Source organism: Pseudooctadecabacter jejudonensis (assembly GCF_900172275.1).
Classification (GTDB): domain Bacteria; phylum Pseudomonadota; class Alphaproteobacteria; order Rhodobacterales; family Rhodobacteraceae; genus Octadecabacter; species Octadecabacter jejudonensis.
The window spans coordinates 31,315-48,748 of the sequence record NZ_FWFT01000001.1; the positions used below are offsets into that span (position 1 = coordinate 31,315).

Here is a 17,434-nt window from a genome sequence, read left to right on the forward strand (position 1 = left end):
GACGTGCCTGCCCGTCGCACTGGACGGGCAGGCAACAGGGCCTTACTGGCCGATTGCTTCCATCATGCCGGTCACGACCTCGCGGTCATTTGCGACGCGACCAGCCGCAGTGGCCGCATCTTGCCAGTATACGCCAGCACCCGTTTCGATCATCAGTTGCTGGGCGGCCTCAGAGGCCATGGTCTCTTCGGCAATGGCAGCAAGGGTATCGACCACCTCTTGCGGGGTGCCCTTTGTGACAAAAAGGCCGTTCCACAATTCAAGATCTTCGATGCCGGCTTGGGACGACAAGGTTTCGACGCCGTCCAGCTTTGCGATGGGATCATTACCGATGTTGGCCAGGATGTTCAGGTCATCGAGGCAGGGTTCGATCAAGGCCAAAGTGGTGTTGATCACATCCGCGTCGCCCGCAGACAGCGTGTTGCAATCCAGCAGGTCAAAGGCGGAATCGTCCGCAAATTCAAAATCCATCGCTTGGGCGGCTGCAAAAGAGGCCACTGTGGGCGTCAGGCTGGCGCCGAAATGGCCCAGCACAACATCGTTGTCTTGGGCGTAGGCCGCAAGCTCTGCCATGTTGCTGTAGGGCGCATCACCAGAGGCTGCCAGAACGAAGGGATAGGTCAAAAAGATCCCGACGGGAACAAAGCTGTCCATTTCGATGCCGATGTCGATGAGGGGGCCCACAATTGGAACAACGCCCACAAAGGATCCCACAACAGTGCCATCCGCAGGGGCAGCGAGGACTTCAAGCGCGCCGGGGAAGGGGCCGTCGCCGCCACCGGGTTTGTTCACCACAGAGACGGACACGCCGGTCTTTTCTTGCATGTTCGCGGCAATCATCCGTGTGAGGATGTCTTCAAAATCACCCGGAGGGAATGGCACCACAAATTGCACAGGTGATGTGGGGTATTCTGCATAGGCCGGCAGGGCACCCACGAGGGCGGTTGTCGCAGCCAAAGCGGCCGTAAGTGCGAGATTTTTCATTATAGTCTCCCTTGTTGTTAGGTCATGTTTGATAATTCGTGCGTCTGTTTTTGATCGACGTCCAAATGATGAATCCTATGACCATGAGGATCACCACGAATAAGGTGCCCGAAACGGGCCGGTTGATCAGATCAACCGCTGATTTGATTTGCCCCGCGCCAGCGGTCAAACGTTCTACAATGATGGACCCAAGCACAAGGCCCAGCACAATCGGGACAAGTGGCCAGTCAAGGCGGCGCAGCACGAACCCGATAAAGCCGAAGATAACCGCAAAGATGCAATCCGTCAGGCTGTTGCGGATCGAATAAACGCCGACGAACGACAAGATCATGATGAACGCGCCCAGAAAACGGTTCGGGATGTAGACCATCTTGGCAATCAGACGTGTTGAAAACAGCAGGGTGATCAGGACCAACACATTGATGATCAACAGCGCGGTAAACAGGCTGAACAGGAAGTCGGGGTTGTTTTCAAAGATGTCAGGTCCCGGCTTGATCCCAGCGTCAAAGAACACGACCATCATCATCGCGGTCAGTGCTTCGCCGGGCACGCCCAAGGCCAAAAGGGGGATCATTGCGGCGGCGGGCACCGCGTTGTTGGATGTCTCTGATGCGATAAGTCCTTCGGGTGAACCATGGCCGAACCGTGCAGGGTCCTTGGACAAAGACCGTGCCGTTGAATAGCTGAAGAACTGCGCCACGAATTCGCCAACACCGGGGATGATGCCCATGATCGTGCCATAGATCGCAGAACACACCGTGATCAATTTGCGCCGAGCGATTTCGCGGAACCCGTTGAGAAGACCGCCCGAAATACGGGCCTCGGGCGGGTCATCATCCTTGCCGACCATCAGGTTCAGGGCCTGACTGAGGGCGAAGATCCCGACGATCACCACGATCAGGTTGAAACCGGAATAGAGGTATTCGATGTCGAAGGTGTATCTGTCGATCTGGCGGGTCGACTGCCGCCCGATCATGGCAATCAGAAAGCCGAACCCGAACAAAAGCGCCGCAATGCCCATGGTCTGCCGATGTGCGGCAATCAACAACACGCCGCCCAGAATTGCAGCCATCAAGATGTCACGCTGACCAAACAGCGCCCCAAGATCACGCAGGTATGGTCCAAAGGCGAACAAAGCCAGCAGCGCCATGATGATCGAAAAACAGCCCCCAAAGAATGAGGCAGAATAGGCCAGTGACAGCGCGCGCGAGGCCTCACCCCGGCGGGTCATAGCGTAGCCGTCATAGGTGGTCAGCGCGTTGACGGGTGTTCCGGGGGTGTTGATCAAAATGGCAGGGACAGCGCCGCCATACATGGACGACCCATAAACCCCCAAAAGCAAGACAAGACTGACCAGATCATCCAGAAACACCGTGGCGGGCAGCAGGATCGCGATGGCGATGGCGGGGCCAATCCCCGGCACCGCACCAATAGCCAAACCACCGACAGACCCGATCAGGATTGCAAGCAGCACGCTGGGTTGCATCAAACTGTCCAAACCTGTCAGAAACGCCTCCATGTGATCCCCTAGAAATACGTCAACATGAACGCGCGCGTGGCGTCAGGAAGTTGATCATAAAGCCAAATGTTCAATGGCGTTTTGATTTGCAGAAACGTGCGAAACGCCAGGACGACGGCGACACTGGATAGGAACCCCGTCATTATCCAGCGGGGGCTGCGATAGCCCAGACGCCATGTCAGATAGGTGCCCAAGATCAACGTCGAGACGAGGTAGCCCAGAATGGGCACGATCAGGGTGTAGCCAATAAAATAGGCCACATATTCCAAGGCCGCCACGTATTTGGTCAGCTCGAAATATGCGCTCGTGGGCAAAAGAAACCGTTTGCGCCATGTGGTTTCTTTCCACGACGCGCGTAAATTCCACAGGGCAGCGGGGACGAGAATGATCAGGCACAGCAGTGGTGCGACCCATGATTGTTTAACGATCCGGCCCAGACGGGTCACACGGCCTTCGATATCGGCGAGCCCAAATTGATAGGCGACGTAGGTTCCCATATCGTCTGGCAGTTTTCTGGCGTCCCAGCCGGTCTGGCTCCCAAAGAACACAAGGAAAAACAAGGCGAGCAAGGCCGCGACGATGGAGGCCTGAAAATCACCCCGTTTGCGGGAGAAATTGAACAGATCCTCGACTTTGACCTTCTTGTCGGGAGGGCATTCGCTTTGGAAACCGTGGCCTGCCTCAGCCGGCACGCTTTCATCAAAAAGGTAAAGGTCCGCGCTGGACCCGGCATTGGCCGTCATCGCACAACCCAATCACGGCGCGCCAAATCATCGAACTGTCTGCCCAACATCCTTGACCTCCCTCGACAAAGATTAGCGTGTTTTTTGACTTGGCCATGGCCAAACCCCAACGGCAGACTGCGAAGAGATAGTTAACATGTCAAGTATTAATGGCGTGAGCGATGCCCCTATAGGTCTTGCTGGCCCCTCGCATGGCAAATCGACCGGTCGATGTGCTTTGGCATCTCGCCGTGACTGGTGCAGCGTGGCCCTAGAAGGGGGGATTGGTTTGTCTTTCACGCGTCACGCGCATCCTCTGCATTTGCATTGCGGCAAAACCGACGTAAACACGCCAGACGTACATATTGGTGCAGTCAAACCCGTCAGCGTATCGCATCGCATCGGCCCCAAGTTGGAACGCCACTTTGACACAATAATTTCAGAGAGATTTGGCTCCGGCGGTAGGCAAAAAAACGATATTTCTTGATATGTCCTGTTATGACTAATCTATTAAAATCACTGAACAATCCGACCCTGAATAGGATCAACGCCTAACATCGAATATCATGACAGAACGAATTTAATGTCAGATAGGTTGATGGATGCCAAAACAAGCACAAAAACTGAGAGCCACACAAATTGACAGGCTCCGACCCAAACATGAGAACAGACCAACAGTCTATCCAGTTGGTCACGTTTCGGGGCTTCATATTCAGATCACGCCGAACAACGCGCGAAGCTGGTTTCTAAAAACTATGATCGGCACGAAGCGCCGTCACATTGGTCTTGGGTCATGTAGCGAAGTGCTGCTTGGCATGGCCGTGAACGCGGCCCGTGAAGCTAAAGAGCAAATCAGGAATGGTGTCGATCCTATCGCATTGCGACAAAAGGCTAGGGCGGCTCTGATTGCGGCTGAGGTGAAGGGGCCAACGTTTAGTGATGTGATGGACGCCTACCGTCCGAGACGGGCTGCTAAGATCACAGCTAAGAACCTCAAGAATTGGGAGGCGGCGTTGAACACCTACGCTGTCCCGACCTTGGGACATTTGCAGGTCGCCGACATTGTTATGCGCGACGTGCTGTCTGTTTTGGAACCCATATGGCTAGAAAAGAACGAAGCTGCGACCAAACTTCAAAGATCAATCCACGACATTCTTGATTATGCCATGGTCATGGAAATGCGGACGGGTGACAATCCAGCACGTTACCGTGGCAATTTGCAGATTGTGTTGCCAGAATTTAAGGGCAGCAAAAACTATCCAACTCTGCAGCTTAAAGATGTTCCGTCTTGGTGGGCTGATTTGTGCGAACAGGACAGCATGGGTGCAAAGGCACTGCAATTCCAAGCTATGACCGCCACGCGAACAGGGGCCGTTCGCCACGCGACATGGTCAGAGTTTGATTTAGAAGCCGGAATATGGACCGTCCAGCCAGCGCGAGTAGCTTCGAAAATACCCGCCAAAGACAGGCCGAAAAAGGTGCCACTAACACCTGACATGATTGAGCTGTTGAAAGATTTGCCAAGATACGCCGACAGCGACGTCGTTTTTCATGGGCCAAAGGGTAAGGCATTGTCAGACGCAACGGCGGGGAAGACAATGCGAATGCAACATGAAGCTAAGGTAGAGATTGACGGTGTCGGTTATGTGGACGGGCATACTGGTGCCGCTGCTATCCCGCACGGGCTTAGAACTGCCTTCCGCGTTTGGGTGTCTGACGTCTCTGATTATGAAGCTGATCTTGGTGAAATCGCGCTTTGGCATAAGCTAGGTTCTAAGACACAACAAGCCTACGACCGTGGTGATATGGTCGAAAAACGCCGCGCGATGATGGAGGATTGGGTGCGGTTTTTGCACGCCTCGACGTCCTAGACGTTAACACCGCGTAACAAGTTAGAACTACCCCTATTTGGAGGGGGTTGACAGCCATGATACGATATGAGTGTTGCTACTATTTTTCAGCGAATCGGCAACGAGGGAACGGTTTTATAGCCGAATCACCAGATTAGATTGGACGTCTATCTGGATTCCTTTTCGCACTACCCAGAAAGGAAGTCAACAAAAATGACTTTTCAAAGACAATTGAACTCGGTTGAGCTGCGCGACCGTCTAGGCGGAATTTCAACCATGACCCTATGGCGCATGGGGCAAGATGAAACGCTCAACTTCCCTGAGCCGTCAAGAATTCGGGGTCGCCGCTACTGGTCTGAGGCCGCTCTTGCGACGTGGATGGAACAGCAAGGGGGCGCGCAATAATATGACATTGCCAGAAAACGCCACCAGCGGCGAAACTAGTGGCGCAATCAATGCAGTGATTGTTAACTCTACCACACCCATAACGCTATCAAAAAAAGGGCAAGCTGCGCAAAATGCCGCTGAAAGGGGATTTAAGGTTTTTCCATGCAAAAAGGATGGAAAGGAGCCTGCCATTAGTGCGTGGCATAAGTATGCGACGGCTGACGTCGAACAGGTCCGTAGGTGGTGGACGGACAATCCAAACGCAAACGTCGGCTTGAACTTAAAGGCGTCAGATTTGGTCGCTGTAGATGTGGACAGCTACAAGCAAGACTGTGAATGGCAAATCTTCTCCGCTGGCTTGGATATTCCCGACACAACGATACAAACCTCTGCAAGAGGCGGCACACATTACATTTTCAAAGCACCTTTTGGGGCTGAATACGCTAGCACCGCTTGCAGTGGCGTTGATGTAAAACACAACGGCTATATCCTGCTAGATCAATCTACCTTTCAGGGTGGCACTTATGAAATGCAAACCGATTGGGACGATCTATCTGACGCCCCCGATTGGATACCGTTGAAGCAACGCCAAAGGGCCGTTCAAGCCCCTGCTACCGTGTCAAAGCTGGACCGCGCAAAGGTCATCGGGCTTCTAGATTTGGCTGAAAACAACTTTACGCGCGAAGAATGGGTCAAGATCGGCTTGGCCGCTAAAGGGGTTTGCGGGAATGAAGCCAGGGAAGCTTTCTTGGGGTTTTCCTACCGCTTTAGCGGCGCTAAAGAGGGTGACCCAGAGAAGCTTTGGGATACTTCATCGCCAGATGGCAGTTTGTCCGTTGGAACTCTCGTGCATTACCTTGGTGGCGAAGTCGCTACGTTTAACGGTGACGGTCTGAGCGAAGATGCTTTGGCCTTAGAGCTTGGCCTAATTGGCTGGAATAATGATGCTCGATACGCCGCTGATTTGGGCAGATGGTTTCTTTGGGAAGACGGCATCTGGCGACAAGATACTCTTAAGCGCCATATGACCCAAGTAAGAGAATTCTTACGTGGCAAAGGCGAAAGCTTGTTTGCATATGCGGCCAGAGAGGGAATTGAAGGCGTAGAGCTAGACAAAATAAGAGCGGCGGTAAAGTCTCTACGTGCTAACAGTAAGGTCCAAGCAGTCGAAACGCTAGCGCGCTCGAATCCCGCAAGTGCAACCTTGTCAGACTATTTTGACAAAAACCTCACGTTGCTTGGCACCCCGTCAGGAACAATTGACCTCACCACGGGCGATCTAAACGACGCCAAGCGAAAGGACATGATTACAAAGTCGGTTGCTGTATCGCCTGCACCCGCTGGATCGGTTCCAAAACGCTGGCTGACGTTTTTAGATCGAACGTTTGCAGGGGACGCGGAAAAGATTGCTTTCGTCCAACGTGCGGCGGGCTATGCGCTCACGGGACTGACAACAGAGCATAAATTGCTTTTTTTCCACGGTAGCGGTCGGAACGGCAAAGGCGTTCTTACAAATACACTTTCGGGCATTTGGAAGGATTATGCGCGTCAGGCGGCCTCAGAGATTTTTCTAAAGTCGTCGGGGGATAAGCACGCCACGGGTTTGGCAGGGTTGCAGGGGGCAAGGTTGGTGCTTGGTAGCGAACTACCACGCGGAAAGGTGTGGAATGAGGCGGTTATCAAAGACCTAACAGGTGGCGACAAAATAACCGCACGCTTAATGCGTCAGGATTTCTTTGATTTTGACCCGCAGTTAACCTTGATGATTTCAGGCAATACACGGCCAGACTTAAATGGCGTCGATGAAGCGATCCGCAGTCGCTTAGTATTGGTCCCGTTTGACGTGACTATCCCAAAGAATGAACGCGATCCAGATTTAGCGAACAAGCTAAAAGAGGAATGGCCTGAAATTCTACGGTGGTGCATTGACGGGTGTTTAGAATGGCGGCGCATCGGTCTGGCTGTCCCTGATTGTATTCAGCAAGCGAGCGATGGTTACTTTGACGATCAGGATTGGTTGGGTCAGTTTTTAGCCGATGAGACCTCCGACCTACTTGGCGGTTTCGTTTCTAACAGTGATCTTGAACGGCGTTTTGGCAGTTGGTCCGAAAAGAATGGCGCAAGCGAGGTAACTTTGAACGCCTTAAAGAGTCAGCTAAATGAGCGCGGCTATCCAAATGGGCGAACAAGTAAGGGGCGAGGGATTAAGGGGCTTAAATTGATCCAAAATGACACATAGTGACGGTTAATCCTTTATCATACGTAGGATGTAACAAATACGACTTTTCTATCCTACGTGCGATAATGGCTGAGGCGTCACAAAGCGTCATCCCCCAATTAAACCAATCGCCATGCCCCTGATAATATGCGGGCATGGCATATTCATTTGAACAGTTAAAAGACCGCGCTGCTCACCTATTGACCCATAAACGTATGGGGTCGGTGCAGCTAGCCAAGACAGTCACAACGGCAGGCGCGTCCCCATTTGATCCCCCTAGCACGTCAACAGTGTATCAGGACGTGCCTGCTGTCGTGGTCGGCGTATCGGCGGATTATGTGACTGCAAACAATCAAGTAAAGTCAACTGACCTGAGCGTCACAACTCTGTTGCCTGACGTATTGCCAAACTTAGGCGACACCGTGCGCGTGAATGGTCAGGATTTATCAGTCGTTCAAGTTAAAGCAATTCCGCACGGTGAACCCGTCGCGTTGCATATGATTGTGACCGTATGAGAGACGCTTACAGGGCCATCTTGTCAGCGATACTGTCAGAGGTGGCATTGCTACGCATGGCACTGTGCGTGGCTGTAATAGAGCAGAGCGGGGCCACCGTAAGCGTTTCTGGGGAGGGGCTAGCACGAGGTGGGGAGTTACCTGTTCTCTCTCCCGAAAATTCCGAAAAAAAATCCAATGACTGACGCGGATAAAGTAATCGAATTCGCCGCGACTTTGAAAATCCCTGAAGGCCCGAAAGCTGGCGAACCGCTTGTCCTTTGCCAATATCAGCAAGCATTTATCCGTGGGGCTTTAGAGCCTGACACGGAAATGGCAATCCTGACTATTGCACGGGGCAACGCAAAAACCGCTTTGGCGGCTGTCATCGCCTTGGCGCATTTGATTGGGGTCTATGACACGCAACCGCGCCGCGAAGTTTTGCTTGCCGCGCTGACCCGCGACCAAGCCAAAATCGCTTGGCAATTTGTCTTGGGGTTTTCGGAAAGTCTGCCCGATGATGTGCAAGAACAACTGACAATACGGCGTGGGTCCAAACTTGAGATAGAATTCAGCGGCCACAACGGCGGCATTGTTAAAGCCTTGGCGGCTGAGGGAAAAAGCAACCTTGGGTCGGCCCCGACTTTGGTGGTGCTGGACGAATTTGGGTTCTGGTCAGAAACCAAAGGCCGCGAACTAGAGCAATCCTTACTGTCGGGCTTGGGCAAACGGGCAGGGCGTGCGTTGATTATTTCAACGTCAGCGCCAAGCGACACGCACCCGCTGTCCCAATTGATAGACAACCCACCAAACGGCACCTTTGTTCTGGAATTCCGCGCCCCCGATGGCAAACCCGCTGACGATCTGGACGGTATTCTTGCGGCCAATCCGGGCGCGTCTGAGGGCGTGGGGTCAAGTGTTGCGTGGCTGCAAAAGCAAGCTGACAGGGCAATCGCACGGGGCGGGTCTGCGCTGACCAGTTTCAGGCTTTTGAACCTCAATCAACGCTTGTCAGACGAAACCCGCGACATGCTTTTGACTGTGGACCAGTATCTTGCAATCGAAACAGACAAGGTGCCAAAGCGCCAAGGTGATTGCATCATAGGCATTGATATGGGCGGCGCGGTAAGTATGTCCTGCGCGGCGTTCTATTGGCCCGAAACGGGGCGTCTTGAATGTTTGGGTGCCTTTGGGTCAGAGCCGACACTTGCAGCGCGTGGTGAAGCTGACGGGGTAAAGGACCGATACGTCGAGATGAATACACGCGGCGAATTGAAAACCATTGGCGGGCAAGTGGTGCCGATTGCCGCCTTTCTGCGTGATACGTTGTCCCATGTGGACGGTGAAAATGTCGTGGCGCTGGTCGCGGACCGTTACCGCCAAGCCGAATTCACCGAATCCCTTGTGCAAGCGGGTATCCGTGTCCCTGTCGTGTGGCGCGGGTTTGGTTTCAAAGACGGGAATGAGGACGCAACAAGGTTCCAGCGGGCTTGCTTTGATGAACAGGTTTTTACGGCCCCGTCACTTTTGTTGCGATCTGCCTTTGCCGATGCGGTTTGCCTGCGCGACCCTGCAAACAATATCAAAATCACAAAGGCACGTTCTAAAGGGCGGATTGATGCGGCGTCTGCAAGTGTCATTGCTATTGCTGAGGGACAAAGGCGCATTGCCCGCCCCGTAAAGGGGGCCACTGTTGTCGGGTGGGTCTAAGGACTATTTTCGCCATTCCAAGAAAGTGACGTCTAGTGCGCGGTGGCGGCGCTTACGGCCCTTAATTTTGAGGCGTGACGACTATGCCTGTGTCAGTTGTGGGTCTGTCGGACGTCTTGAAGTCGATCACATTGCACCTGTGCGCGACCGTCCAGATTTGGCGTTTGAACCGACTAACCTGCAATCGCTTTGCGCGGGGTGCCATACCCGCAAAACCCGCTTGGAATGTGGACACAAAGAAGCGTCCCCCGACCGCAAGGCATGGCAAGCGTTGATGCGCTGCCCAATTAGTTAGAACCTGCGAAACGCGGTAAAATGCCTGCAATTCAACGCAACATTGCATAGGTATTCACTTGCTCGATTCAGTCAAAATCCAAACCCGCCAATCCACTATCCGCCAAGAACTGTCTGCCCTAGTCGGCAAGGCGGTCCCCGATGCGGACGAGACACGTTCAATTGATGATCTATCAGCCGAATATGAAACCAATGAAAAGCGGTTCCGTGCGGCGCTTATCTCTGAAGACACGCAACGCCAAGAGGCTAAGGGCGAACTTGATACGCGGTCGGACAAAGAATTCTCCGACATGGTGTCAAAGTTTGAACTTCGCCAAGTCGCTTTGCATTTGGACGAAGGCCGCGCCCTTGATGGCGTCACGGCTGAGGTGGTGCAAGAGCTACGTAGCCAAGGCGGTTTCCGTGGCACCCCCGTTCCCTATGATGCGCTAGAACAGCGGGCGGGAGAAACCATTGCCAGCGGCACGCCGGACCCCATGACAACGCGCCCTTTGATCGAACGTCTATTCCCGCAATCCGTCGCGGCGAAAATGGGCGGGTCCATGATCCAGATCGGATCGGGCGAAACTGAATTCCCCGTCACCACGTCCAGCGTCACGGCGTCTTGGCAGGGTGGTGAGTTGGCCGAAATTGATGGCCCGCAAGCCTATACGACTGTCGATAAGGCGTTGGCCCCTGACAACACGCTTGGCATTCAAATGCGGATTAGTCGCAAGACCATGAAGCAAAGCGGCGCGGCGCTAGAGCAAGCTGTCCGGCGCGATATGAATGGCGCAATTGCCCAAGAGGTTGATCGTGTCGTGTTCCAAGGCACGGGGGCAGATGGGCAACCCTTGGGCTTGTTTACGGGTGCCACGACTTACGGCATTGCGCAAACCCCGATTGATGCGGCTGCAAGCTGGTCAGCGTTTCGCGCGGCTGTGGTTGAATTTATGACCGCGAACGCGGCGTCTGGTCCTAATGCGGTCAAGTTGCTGATGCGCCCTGAGATTTGGGCCGCGCTCGATGATGCCTTAACCACTGGCACGGCGGTCAGCGAATGGGACCGTCTGGTCAAAAACATTCCAGCGGGCAACATCGCAATGACGTCTAATGCCTTGGCTGCACCCGTTGGCGATCCTTTGGCGTCCTCTGCAATCCTGAGCACGAATTCCGGCGGCGTTGCCCCGTTCTTTGTGGGTCTTTGGGGGGCTGTGGACCTTATCCGTGACCCATATGCCGACGCGGCAAGCGGTGGCTTGCGGCTGACCGCGCTGTCCACAATGGACGTGACTGTCGCCCGTGGTGTCCAATCGCGTATCCTGACGGGTATCCAGTAAAATGCTGCTGCACGCTGCTGAATTCACCGACTTGGAATTGCGGCGGCGTGACGGCTTTTACAACGTGCGCGGTCGGTTCCCTTACAACAAACCCGCTGTCTTATCGGACGGCGGGCGAACAGGACGGCCCCGCAAAGAAATCATTGCGCCCCGTGCCTTTGCTTATCGCGTGAACGATCCGGCTGAGGACATTCATTTTTTACTAGGCCATTCCTATGACAAACCGCTTGCGTCCAAACTAACGCAAACCCTGTCTTTTGAGGACACGGCGGCGGCGTTGAACTTTGAAGCCAAAATCTTGCCAGCGGTTGCCGATACGTCCCACGGTGCCGATGCGCTGGCCCTTATTGAAACGGGTTTGGCGGTTGGTATTAGTCCAGGCTTTCGCATTCCACCAAAGCGCGCCGTCGCTGAGGCTGAGACGGTTGCCCATGAAGGTATGCGACCAAACGAGGGCGCATATAATGCAATCATTAGAACGGTTTGGCAGGCGCTCTTATATGAGATTAGCCTCGTGACACGCCCCGCGTATCCAGAAAGCCAAGTCGAAGCGCGATCATGGGACGTTTCTGAATTAGCTTCACCCAATAACCCAATGAAAAGGTGGCGTTTATGATGTCTAACGCGTTTGAAGCTACGAACCGAACTGTCATCGAACAAGAGGAAATTTCTACCGCAGTTTATCCAGACGCGCCGGACGGCCTCAGCGATGCGGCTGCGGCGCTTTCCAAGGAAATTGTTTGGGATCGTTTGGAACAATTCACCAACTACAAGATTGGCCAACGGTCGATCCAGTTTCGGGTTTGCTCGAATCGCGGCCAACCGTGGTGGATACCTGCGGAACGCCCTTTTGAGATTACAGGAATCCTAATCGCTGACACTACGTTAGACGACTATGTCGCAACGCCCGTGCGCCCCCGTGCTGACGGTGCTGTAAACCTTGAAGGCAAGGCTGCGCTAGTCACGGCAACGGTAGGGTTGGCAACGGCCCCGCCATTGTTCCTTGAGGCTTACAAGCGTTTGGCTGAATACTTTGCCGCGTCGCAGATCGGCCCTGAGGGTGTGACCCGTTACAGCTTGTCGGTTGGTCCTGACATTACTGAGGGCTATTCCAAACAAGCGACCCACACCGCCAAGGCGATGGTGAATTCCGGCGCGGCTGACCTGTTGCGCAAATATAGAAAACTAGGGGCTGCCCATGTTTAACCCGTTCAAACGCAAAGAAGCTGTGGTCGTGACGCGAAGTCAAAGCGGTTACACCGCTGAGATTATTGGCGCACGGGAAAGCTATATCGCTGGGACCCGTGGCCTTGCTGACCTGACGGCGACGGTGCAATCCGCTGTCTCATTATGGGAAGGCGCGTTCACTCTTGCTGACGTGTCTGGAACCGACCTGATCGACCGTGCATCCCTTGGTCTTATGGCACGATCATTGGCGTTGCGAGGTGAATGGGTTGCTTACATCACCGACGATGGATTGGTGCAAGCCTCGGATTGGGACGTGACCACAAAGAACGGCAAACCAACGGCCTACCGTCTGACCATTCCAGAAACAGGTGGGGCGCAAACGGTCACGGCCTTGGCGGGTGAGGTTTTGCATATCCGTATCGGCTGCGATCCTGCGGCCCCGTATTACGGCACGGCCCCATTGCGCCGCGCGTCACTGTCTGCGGGTCTGTTGCAAACCTTGGAAACCGCTTTGGCTGAGGTCTATGAAACTGCGCCAATGGGGTCTCAGATTGTGCCATTCCCAGAGGGTCCGGCAAACGATCTTGAAACGCTAGGCCGTGGGTTTCGTGGCCGTCGCGGGTCTGTCCTGTTGCGCGAATCCGTGGCCGTAACGGCGGCGGGCGGTCCAGCGCCTAGCACCGATTGGAAACCGTCTGACGTGTCGCCTGACATGCAAAAGACTATGGCGTCCCAAAGTCATGAACATGCAAAGGCGGCAATCCTGAATGTGTTTGGAATTCTGCCCGCGTTGCTGTCCGCCAATACAACGGGACCACTGGTCAGGGAAGCGCAACGCCACTTGGCAACTTGGGGTCTGCAACCGATTGCCATGCTACTGGCAGAGGAAGCCACCACTAAGCTAGGTCAGCCTGTCATGGTTGATGTGTTGCGGCCCGTCCAAGCCTTTGACGTAGGCGGTCGCGCAAGAGCGCTGTCCACGATTGTGAAGGCGATGGCAGAGGCCAAGGCGGCTGGCGTGGAAGGGGCAGACTTTGACAAAGCTCTGACGCTGGTGAATTGGGGGCTAGATGACGGGGTGGGCTGAGGATACACAAGTTTAGATTGCAATTGCCACCTGGCATCTAACTCTTTGGAGAACAGCTTTGACCGAATTACCTTTTCTAACCTACCTTCAGGCTGGTGGTGAAAACACCCTAGGATTCTACGGTGAAGGCTTCCAAGACATGGTTAAGAATGGAGAGGTGCCTTTTTTTGGTGCGCCAGTCGCGCAGCCTAACAGTTCAACGAAACAGTTTTTCTTCATTGAAGCGGTTATGCTTAGCTGTGCAAGAAATATTACTAGTGAACTTGCAGAGCCTTACGGAACGCAGTTAGCGCGTGCAGTGCAGATTGTTGAAACGAATACTGATGTGATAATTGACGCTATCAAGCTGGTCGATACCGGTGCTGAAGCTTGGGTTGAAATTATTGAAGATGAGGTTGGTGGCCGCCTTAAAGTTTTTCCACGCAATGACACGCGAGTTCAACTTTTTCTCAGCACTTTCCCCCCTGAGGCAAATCCGGAAAAGCCAGTCATGATCGACGTTACGTCGATCATTAATCACGCTAAGAGTGTAGCAAACGACTTTGGCTTAACAAAACCGGATTTAGACATAGCTAAAAGAGCATGATCTAGAAGAAGTTGGCGGTTAGCAACTGCCAGCATTCTTTTCCGCAGTGCCACTAGACAACATATTGTTGCAAAAATACAACGAAGTCTTTTTGTCAGATAGATTGTAGGGCGATCAAGTTGTTTTCCAATAAAACCCTTTAAATCAATGACTTAAGGGGTGTATTGGCTCCGGCGGTAGGGATCGAACCTACGACCAATTGATTAACAGTCAACTGCTCTACCGCTGAGCTACGCCGGAAAACCTTCGTCCGTATAGCCATGGGATTTCGGGGCGTCCAGAGGGATTTTACGTTTTTTCGACCGTCAGCAGAGAAAATTTTGCCGCTGCTGAAAGTGCGCCCAAAGGCGCGCAAATATCGCGCTTGGTCAGGTCGATAAGATGCGCCAGAACATTGCGTTCGGCCATAGGCAGGAGGGCGGTGGGCACATCGGTATAGATCAATTCCGTCAAGGCCCGCGCGGTTTGCGCGCCCGCCGTCAGTGCTGCGCGAATTTGGTCTTCGCGCGCTGTTCTATGGGCCAAAAGCGTTTCAATGCGCGCGCTGAGGTCAGCGATGGGTGCGCCGTGCCCGCTGAGACCGGTTTTGGAACCCAGATCTGCGAGGCGGCGGCAGGACGTCATGAAATCCGTCAGATCGCCATCGGGCGGCGACACCAATGACGTGGCCCAGCCCATGACCAAATCGCCTGTGAACACGATATCGTCGGTCTCATAACACAGATGATTGCCGAAATGGCCGGGGGTGTGCAGGGCTGTGATGGTCCGCCCGCCTGCGGTCAGGGTCTGGCCGTCGCACACTATCTCATCCGGCTCAAACGCGGCATCGACACCTTCGCCGCCCCCCACGGCCCCCGACACATCCTGCATGATGGCGGATCGGCCCGCATTGCTGTCCCCAAACGCCAACACTGGTGCGCCGGTGATGCGGGACAGGTCGCGGGAGAGGGGGCTGTGATCAAGGTGGCTGTGGGTCACAAGGATGTGGGTCACGGGGCGCCCACGGATCGCGCGCAGCAAAGCGTCCAGGTGGGGGGCGCTTTGGGGACCAGGGTCGATCACGGCGACGGTGTCTGTCCCTAAAAGATAGGTGTTCGTGCCCCAATAGGTCATGGGTGAAGGGTTGGGGGCCAGCACACGGACCACGCCTTTCGCTACCGTTTCGGGCACACCGGGCTGGGGCGCGGTTGTTGGGGTGGGGGGCTGCATGATCTTGCGTTTCCTTGGGCGACGTTTACCGCTAGCGTCTGGCCTATGGGATATCGCATGTCTTTTGGCTGGCTCAAACACTATATGCCACGGTCGCTTTATGGGCGGGCGGCGCTGATCCTGATTTTGCCGGTCATTACGCTGCAATTGGCGATTTCTGTGGTGTTTATTCAGCGCCATTTCGAGGGCGTGACCGAGCAGATGACGCGCACGATGGTGTTGGATTTGCAGCTGTTGCTGGATGCGGTGAATGCCGCACCTGATGCGCAGGCGGCGTCAGAGGCGGGCGCTGCTGTTGCGGTTCCTTTGCAGCTGGACATGGTTTTGCCCGCGACAGATGTCCCACAGGCAGATCAAAGACGGTGGTATGATTTTTCGGGCCGCGTGGTGATGCGGACGTTGAGGGCGAACGTGGCGGATGTGGGGCCAGTTGTGTTGCCCAATGACCGGCGGGCGCTGGTCTGGTTTGACACGGTGCATGGCCCTATGTCGGTGGAGTTTCGGCGGTCACGGGTGTCCGCGTCAAACCCGCATCAGCTGTTGGTTTGGATGGTGGTTCTGGGCGGTTTCATGACCCTGATCGCCTATAGTTTTCTGCGCAATCAGCTGCGGCCGATCAAACGGCTGGCGGCGGCCGCCGCCGAATACGGGCGGGGCCGCGTTGTCACCTATCACCCGTCGGGCGCGAACGAAGTGCGGGCGGCGGGGCATGCCTTTTTAGATATGCGCAACCGGATCGAACGGCAGACCCAATCGCGCACCATGATGTTGTCGGGCGTCAGCCACGATCTGCGCACGCCGCTGACGCGGCTGCGTTTGGGTCTTGGGATGATTGACGACGCCGACGTGGGGCCACTGGTGCGCGACGTTGATGACATGCAGCGGCTGCTGGATGCCTTTCTTGATTTCGCCCGTGGGGATGCCGAAGGAGAGGCCGAACCCGTCGATCCGATCGCATTGGCCCAGACCATACTGGCCGATGCCGCGCGCATGGGGCAGGCGGTCTCTGCGGGGGAGATGGTGGCGGATACCTCGGATGTGCGCGTATCGCTGCGCCCCATGGCCATCCGGCGGGCCGTGGAAAACCTGATCGGCAATGCGCTGCGCTACGCGGGCGAGGCGCGTCTGAGTGTCGTTGTCAGCCCGCGCGCCGTGGTCTTTTGTGTGGAAGACGATGGGCCGGGCATTCCGGCGGACCAACGCGAGGAGGCGCTGAAACCCTTTGCGCGTCTTGATCCGGCCCGCAATCAGGACAAGGGCACCGGCGTTGGGCTTGGCCTGTCGATCGTGTCTGATATTGCGCGCGCGCACGGGGGCAGCCTGCGGTTGGGCGACAGCGACGATCTGGGCGGTCTGAAAGCGGAGATTGTCTTGGCCCGTTAAACGGGGGCGGCTCTGATCATCTGCAGGCGGGGACGGTGGTAGGCCCGGCAGGACTTGAACCCGCAACCAAAGCGTTATGAGCGCTCTGCTCTAACCAATTGAGCTACAGGCCCGCCTAATGACGGTCGTACCAGAGGGGCCGCCATGGTCAAGCACGGGATTAAATTTGTTGTGCGGTTCATGAATTGTGATAGCGTTTGCGCCATAAAAATGGAAAAGGACAGACTTATGAAATTTTTTACAAGCGCATTTGCTATTTGTTTGGCCGGAATGGCCCACGCGGGGACTGCGGTTATTGAGCCGATTGGACCCGAAGCCTCAGGCGGTGGCAGCAGCGAAGGCATTCTTTTGGTGCTTTTGGCGGTGGGCGCCTTGATGATCCTGAACCGCGGGCAGGGCACAACACAACGCAATGCCGCCCCCGTCGCGCAAGATGCGGATGATGACGACGACATTATCATGAAGTTCTAAGATCGATCTGTGG

At 54.9% G+C, this 17,434-nt stretch carries 17 protein-coding genes and 2 tRNA genes; 13 read left to right on the forward strand and 6 right to left on the reverse strand.

All coding sequences use genetic code 11. The features are described from left to right. Window positions 1-42: 42 nt before the first annotated feature. The 3 genes from PSJ8397_RS00160 to PSJ8397_RS00170 are packed head-to-tail and all read right to left on the reverse strand — an operon-like array spanning window position 43 to window position 3,246. Entirely contained in the window at window positions 43-984 is a 942-nt protein-coding gene (locus PSJ8397_RS00160; RefSeq protein ID WP_085862546.1) for a tripartite tricarboxylate transporter substrate-binding protein, read from the reverse strand. Between the two features lie 22 nt (window positions 985-1,006). Next, entirely contained in the window at window positions 1,007-2,503 is a 1,497-nt protein-coding gene (locus PSJ8397_RS00165) for a tripartite tricarboxylate transporter permease (RefSeq protein ID WP_085862547.1), read from the reverse strand. Window positions 2,504-2,511: 8 nt separating this feature from the next. Continuing rightward, window positions 2,512-3,246 (reverse strand): tripartite tricarboxylate transporter TctB family protein, encoded by a 735-nt coding sequence (locus PSJ8397_RS00170; protein ID WP_085862548.1) that lies wholly within the window; start codon window positions 3,244-3,246, stop codon window positions 2,512-2,514. 581 nt (window positions 3,247-3,827) lie between these two features. Here PSJ8397_RS00170 and PSJ8397_RS00175 point away from each other — a divergent pair. The 11 genes from PSJ8397_RS00175 (at window position 3,828) to PSJ8397_RS00215 (ending at window position 14,358) form a co-directional block, all read left to right on the forward strand. Continuing rightward, on the forward strand, window positions 3,828-5,096 hold the full coding sequence (locus PSJ8397_RS00175) for a tyrosine-type recombinase/integrase (protein WP_085862549.1): 1,269 nt from the start codon (window positions 3,828-3,830) through the stop codon (window positions 5,094-5,096). Window positions 5,097-5,288: 192 nt separating this feature from the next. Then, the gene (locus PSJ8397_RS16950; protein WP_159453067.1) at window positions 5,289-5,480 is read left to right on the forward strand and encodes a transcriptional regulator; all 192 of its coding nucleotides are present in this window, start codon (window positions 5,289-5,291) and stop codon (window positions 5,478-5,480) included. Between the two features lies 1 nt (window position 5,481). Next, the gene (locus tag PSJ8397_RS00180; protein ID WP_159453068.1) at window positions 5,482-7,701 is read left to right on the forward strand and encodes a phage/plasmid primase, P4 family; all 2,220 of its coding nucleotides are present in this window, start codon (window positions 5,482-5,484) and stop codon (window positions 7,699-7,701) included. Between the two features lie 134 nt (window positions 7,702-7,835). Continuing rightward, complete coding sequence (locus PSJ8397_RS16765) at window positions 7,836-8,195, forward strand: hypothetical protein (protein ID WP_143515301.1); 360 nt, start codon at window positions 7,836-7,838, stop codon at window positions 8,193-8,195. A gap of 312 nt (window positions 8,196-8,507) precedes the next feature. Then, window positions 8,508-9,884 carry a terminase large subunit domain-containing protein gene (locus tag PSJ8397_RS00185; RefSeq protein WP_235000525.1) on the forward strand — a complete coding sequence of 459 codons (1,377 nt, stop codon included), beginning with the start codon at window positions 8,508-8,510 and terminating at the stop codon, window positions 9,882-9,884. 25 nt (window positions 9,885-9,909) lie between these two features. Then, entirely contained in the window at window positions 9,910-10,179 is a 270-nt protein-coding gene (locus tag PSJ8397_RS17300) for an HNH endonuclease (protein ID WP_268794650.1), read from the forward strand. A 58-nt stretch (window positions 10,180-10,237) separates the two neighbouring features. After that, entirely contained in the window at window positions 10,238-11,497 is a 1,260-nt protein-coding gene (locus PSJ8397_RS00195; RefSeq protein ID WP_085862552.1) for a phage major capsid protein, read from the forward strand. A 1-nt stretch (window position 11,498) separates the two neighbouring features. Further along, window positions 11,499-12,113 carry an HK97 family phage prohead protease gene (locus PSJ8397_RS00200; RefSeq protein ID WP_085862553.1) on the forward strand — a complete coding sequence of 205 codons (615 nt, stop codon included), beginning with the start codon at window positions 11,499-11,501 and terminating at the stop codon, window positions 12,111-12,113. Then, complete coding sequence (locus PSJ8397_RS00205) at window positions 12,110-12,703, forward strand: hypothetical protein (RefSeq protein ID WP_085862554.1); 594 nt, start codon at window positions 12,110-12,112, stop codon at window positions 12,701-12,703. Before PSJ8397_RS00200 ends, PSJ8397_RS00205 begins: the two co-directional genes overlap by 4 nt. Further along, window positions 12,696-13,772: a phage portal protein gene (locus PSJ8397_RS00210; protein ID WP_143515302.1), complete on the forward strand. Its 1,077-nt coding sequence runs from the start codon at window positions 12,696-12,698 to the stop codon at window positions 13,770-13,772. The genes PSJ8397_RS00205 and PSJ8397_RS00210 overlap by 8 nt, the downstream gene beginning before the upstream one ends. A 58-nt stretch (window positions 13,773-13,830) precedes the next feature. After that, entirely contained in the window at window positions 13,831-14,358 is a 528-nt protein-coding gene (locus PSJ8397_RS00215) for a hypothetical protein (RefSeq protein WP_143515303.1), read from the forward strand. Between the two features lie 165 nt (window positions 14,359-14,523). On the opposite strand, the gene PSJ8397_RS00220 is transcribed toward PSJ8397_RS00215, so the two are convergent. Together PSJ8397_RS00220 and PSJ8397_RS00225 are read right to left on the reverse strand one after the other, a co-directional pair. Then, window positions 14,524-14,598: transfer RNA gene (locus PSJ8397_RS00220), tRNA-Asn, on the reverse strand. Window positions 14,599-14,646: 48 nt separating this feature from the next. After that, on the reverse strand, window positions 14,647-15,567 hold the full coding sequence (locus PSJ8397_RS00225; protein WP_085862557.1) for an MBL fold metallo-hydrolase: 921 nt from the start codon (window positions 15,565-15,567) through the stop codon (window positions 14,647-14,649). Between the two features lie 57 nt (window positions 15,568-15,624). Here PSJ8397_RS00225 and PSJ8397_RS00230 point away from each other — a divergent pair, with 57 nt between their 5' ends. Continuing rightward, window positions 15,625-16,950, forward strand: coding sequence for an ATP-binding protein (locus PSJ8397_RS00230; RefSeq protein ID WP_085862558.1), 1,326 nt, complete (start codon window positions 15,625-15,627; stop codon window positions 16,948-16,950). A gap of 36 nt (window positions 16,951-16,986) precedes the next feature. Here the strand turns inward: PSJ8397_RS00230 and PSJ8397_RS00235 are convergent. Beyond that, window positions 16,987-17,063: transfer RNA gene (locus PSJ8397_RS00235), tRNA-Ile, on the reverse strand. Between the two features lie 115 nt (window positions 17,064-17,178). Here PSJ8397_RS00235 and PSJ8397_RS00240 point away from each other — a divergent pair. Then, window positions 17,179-17,421, forward strand: a complete 243-nt coding sequence (locus PSJ8397_RS00240) for a hypothetical protein (protein WP_085862559.1) — start codon at window positions 17,179-17,181, stop codon at window positions 17,419-17,421. The last annotated feature ends 13 nt before the right edge of the window (window positions 17,422-17,434 follow it).